This window comes from Nocardioides sp. (genome assembly GCF_035697785.1).
Classification (GTDB): Bacteria; Actinomycetota; Actinomycetes; order Propionibacteriales; family Nocardioidaceae; genus Nocardioides_B.
The window spans coordinates 1-3251 of sequence record NZ_DASSCL010000006.1 but is presented as its reverse complement, the minus strand read 5'-3'; the positions used below and the strand labels follow the sequence as shown (position 1 = coordinate 3251).

Genomic DNA, 3251 nt, shown 5'->3' with positions numbered 1-3251 from the left:
GATGCCCGGCCGGTCGCGGTCGCCGGCGTAGTCGGCGACCCGGTCGTCGAGGAAGTCGCGCCACCGGCGCCGGGCCGCTTCCTCGCCGGCCTCGGGCCGCTCGATCCCGTCGGGGAGCCCGGGGTCCGGGATGGCGGTGGTCTCCGCCAGCCCGAGCCAGGAGATGCCGTCAGGGGCGTCCACCGGGGCGCGCCAGCCGTGGTCGGCCCAGGCCTTCGAGAACGGGGTGAACACCTTGTACGGCGAGCCGGAGCCGTTGGTCACCCGGCCCGGGGCGACGGCGTACGGCGAGCCGGTCCGCACGAGCCGGATGCCGGCGTCGGCCAGCGCCCGCTCGACGTCGAGGTCCCGTCGGTGCCCGTAGGGGCCGTAGTCGGCCGCGACGTGCACCCGGGTGGCGCCGACCTCGCGCGCCGCCTCGACCACGCGGCGTACCGGATCACCCTCGAGCACCGTCAACGACGACCCCGGGGGGAGCGACGCGTCCAGCGCGCGGAGCGAGGCGCCGAGGTAGGCCCGGCGGACCGGGCCGGCCGGACCCCACAGCGCGGGGTCGAGCACGAACAGGGGCAGCACGTCGTCCGCGGCGGCCTCGAGCAGCGCGGGGTTGTCCCCGAGCCGGAGGTCGCGGCGGAACCACATCACGGAGGGCATCGGAGTCCACTGTGCCAGCAGGGGTGGGCATGGGGGAGAATGTGCCGGTGAGCGACCTGATCGACACCACCGAGATGTACCTCCGGACCATCTATGAGCTGGTCGAGGAGGGCATCGTCCCGCTGCGTGCCCGCATCGCCGAGCGGCTGCACCAGAGCGGCCCCACGGTCAGCCAGACGGTCGCGCGCATGGAGCGCGATGGGCTGCTCACGGTGGAGGGTGACCGCCACCTCGAGCTCACCGACGAGGGCCACCGGCTGGCCACCCGGGTGATGCGCAAGCACCGGTTGGCGGAGCGGCTGCTCACCGATGTGATCGGCCTCGACTGGGAGCTGGTGCACGCCGAGGCGTGCCGCTGGGAGCACGTCATGTCCGAGACCGTCGAGCGGCGGCTCGTCGAGCTGCTCGACCACCCGACCGAGTCGCCCTACGGCAACCCGATCCCCGGACTGAGCGAGCTCGGCGAGGTGACCGGCGGCGAGCAGTTCATGGACAACGTGGAGCCGCTCGAGGCGGTCGCGGGGGCCGGCGAGGACATCCGGGTGATGGTCCGGCGAATCAGCGAGGAGCTCCAGAAGGACGAGCCGCTGATGGCCGCGCTGCGCCGGGTCGGCGCGGTCCCCGACAAGGTCGTCACCGTGGCTCGCGTCGCCGAGGGGGTGCTCATCGGCAGCGGTGGGGAGACGGCCGAGGTCGACGACGAGGTGGCCGCCCACGTCTTCGTGCGCCGGCTCTGATGCCGGTGCAGGGGCATCGGATCGACGTCGTCGGTCTTACGAAGCACTTCGGTGAGACGGTCGCTCTCGACAACCTCACGTTCTCGGTCCGGCCCGGCGTGGTGACGGGCTTCCTGGGCCCCAACGGTGCGGGCAAGACCACGACGCTGCGCTGTCTGCTCGGGCTGGTCACGCCGACCAGCGGCACCGCGACCATCGACGCCCGTCACTACGGCGACCTCGACCAGCCCGTGAAGGTCGTCGGCTCCGCGCTGGAGGCGTCGGACTTCCACCCCGGACGCACCGCCCGCGCGCACCTGCAGGTGCTGACGCTGGGCGCCGGCATCGACACGGCCCGGGCCGACGAGGTGCTCGCCCAGGTCGGCCTGTCGGACGCGGCCACGCGACGGGTGGGTGGGTTCTCGCTCGGTATGCGGCAGCGGCTGGCCCTGGCGCAGGCGCTGCTCGGCGACCCACCCGTGCTGATCCTCGACGAGCCGGCCAACGGCCTCGACCCGGCGGGCATCGCCTGGCTGCGCGGCTTCCTGCGCGCCCTGGCCGCCGAGGGGCGGACCATCCTCGTGTCGAGCCACGTGCTGAGCGAGGTCAAGCAGACCGTCGACGACGTCGTCGTGATCACCCGCGGTCGCCTGGTCCGGCAGGGCGGCCTCGCCGAGCTCGACCGCGGCCCGACCGCCGTGCTCGTCCGCACCCCGACCCCCGAGCTGCTCCGCGACGCGCTGGCCGGCGACCGGGTCGAGACGCTGCCCGACGGACGGCTGAGGGTGAGCGGCCGCACGCCGGAGGAGATCGGCCACCTCGCCTTCACGACCGGGGTCGAGCTGCACGAGCTGAGCCCTGAGGCCAGCGACCTCGAGCGGGTCTTCCTCGACCTCACCGCGGACGCGACCCCAACGGGGGTGGACCGATGACCGGCCTGGTCCGTTCGGAGCTGCGCAAGATCTCCTCCACCCGGCTGTGGTGGGGGCTGCTGATCGGCGCGGTGCTCTTCACGGCGCTGCAGGCTGGCATCACCGCGGGGTTCGCGGGCGTCGACCCCGGCGGTGGTCAGCCCCCGTCGCCGCCGCTCGACACGGACGAGGCGATCCGCAGCGTCTACGTGACGAGCGCTTTCGCCGGCACCTACATCTTCGCGCTGATCCTCGGGATCACCGGGATGACCGGGGAGTACCGCTACAAGACGATCACCCCGACGTTCCTGGTCACGCCGCGGCGGCCGCGGGTCGTGATCGCGAAGATGCTCGCGCACCTGGGCTTCGGCTTCGGGTACGCCGTGGCCGGCCTCGTCGCCGCGTTCGTCGTGGGCGGGATCGTGATCAGCCTCCGCGACTTCCCGCTCGGTTACGGCGCCGACCAGCTGTGGAGCGGGGCCGTCCTCGCCACCCTCGCGGTCGCGCTGTGGACCCTGCTGGGCATCGGCATCGGCACGCTGATCCGCAACCAGATCGCCGCGATCATGGTCGCGGTGTTCGTCACCTTCCTCGTGGAGCCGATCGCCACCTTCGCCCTCAACTCGATCGACCTCGACTGGGTTGTGAAGTGGCTGCCGACCAACGCCTCGGCCGCCCTGACCTCGCCGGGTGACGCGTTCCTCGACTACCTCGACTGGTGGGTCGGCGGCCTGGTGCTCATCGGCTACGCCGTCGTACTCGGCGGCCTCGGCCTGCTGCTCTCGGTGCGCCGCGACGTCACCTGACCGCCGACTTGTCAGAGCCTCAGCCGGTCCCGACCGGTTCACGCACTGACAACTCGGGGGATGCCGAGGGCGATGAGGTCCTCGGCGATGGAGTCGGGCTCGTGGCGCGCTTCGTACGCCGTGCAGCGGATCACGCGACGGCCGCGAACCACCTCACGACGGTC

General features: G+C 72.7%; 4 protein-coding genes. 3 read left to right on the top strand and 1 reads right to left on the bottom strand.

Translation table 11 applies throughout. The features are described from left to right. The coding region (locus VFH10_RS00865; RefSeq protein WP_325125057.1) for a deoxyribodipyrimidine photo-lyase at positions 1-654 on the bottom strand (654 nt) is incomplete at its 3' end. Positions 655-701: 47 nt separating this feature from the next. On the opposite strand from VFH10_RS00865, the gene VFH10_RS00860 reads away from it, so the two are divergent. Genes VFH10_RS00860 through VFH10_RS00850 form a run of 3 tightly spaced genes read left to right on the top strand, consistent with a single transcriptional unit; the run spans position 702 to position 3087 of the window. Then, positions 702-1391 (top strand): metal-dependent transcriptional regulator, encoded by a 690-nt coding sequence (locus tag VFH10_RS00860; RefSeq protein ID WP_325125055.1) that lies wholly within the window; start codon positions 702-704, stop codon positions 1389-1391. After that, the gene (locus VFH10_RS00855; RefSeq protein ID WP_325125053.1) at positions 1391-2302 is read left to right on the top strand and encodes an ATP-binding cassette domain-containing protein; all 912 of its coding nucleotides are present in this window, start codon (positions 1391-1393) and stop codon (positions 2300-2302) included. The genes VFH10_RS00860 and VFH10_RS00855 overlap by 1 nt, the downstream gene beginning before the upstream one ends. After that, positions 2299-3087: an ABC transporter permease gene (locus VFH10_RS00850; RefSeq protein WP_325125052.1), complete on the top strand. Its 789-nt coding sequence runs from the start codon at positions 2299-2301 to the stop codon at positions 3085-3087. Before VFH10_RS00855 ends, VFH10_RS00850 begins: the two co-directional genes overlap by 4 nt. Positions 3088-3251: the final 164 nt, after the last annotated feature.

Bases quoted from the DNA above. Each gene is read 5' to 3' on its own strand.
- VFH10_RS00855 (WP_325125053.1), top strand. From the start codon at position 1,391: ATGCCGGTGCAGGGGCATCGGATCGACGTCGTCGGTCTTACGAAGCAC.
- VFH10_RS00850 (WP_325125052.1), top strand. From the start codon at position 2,299: ATGACCGGCCTGGTCCGTTCGGAGCTGCGCAAGATCTCCTCCACCCGG.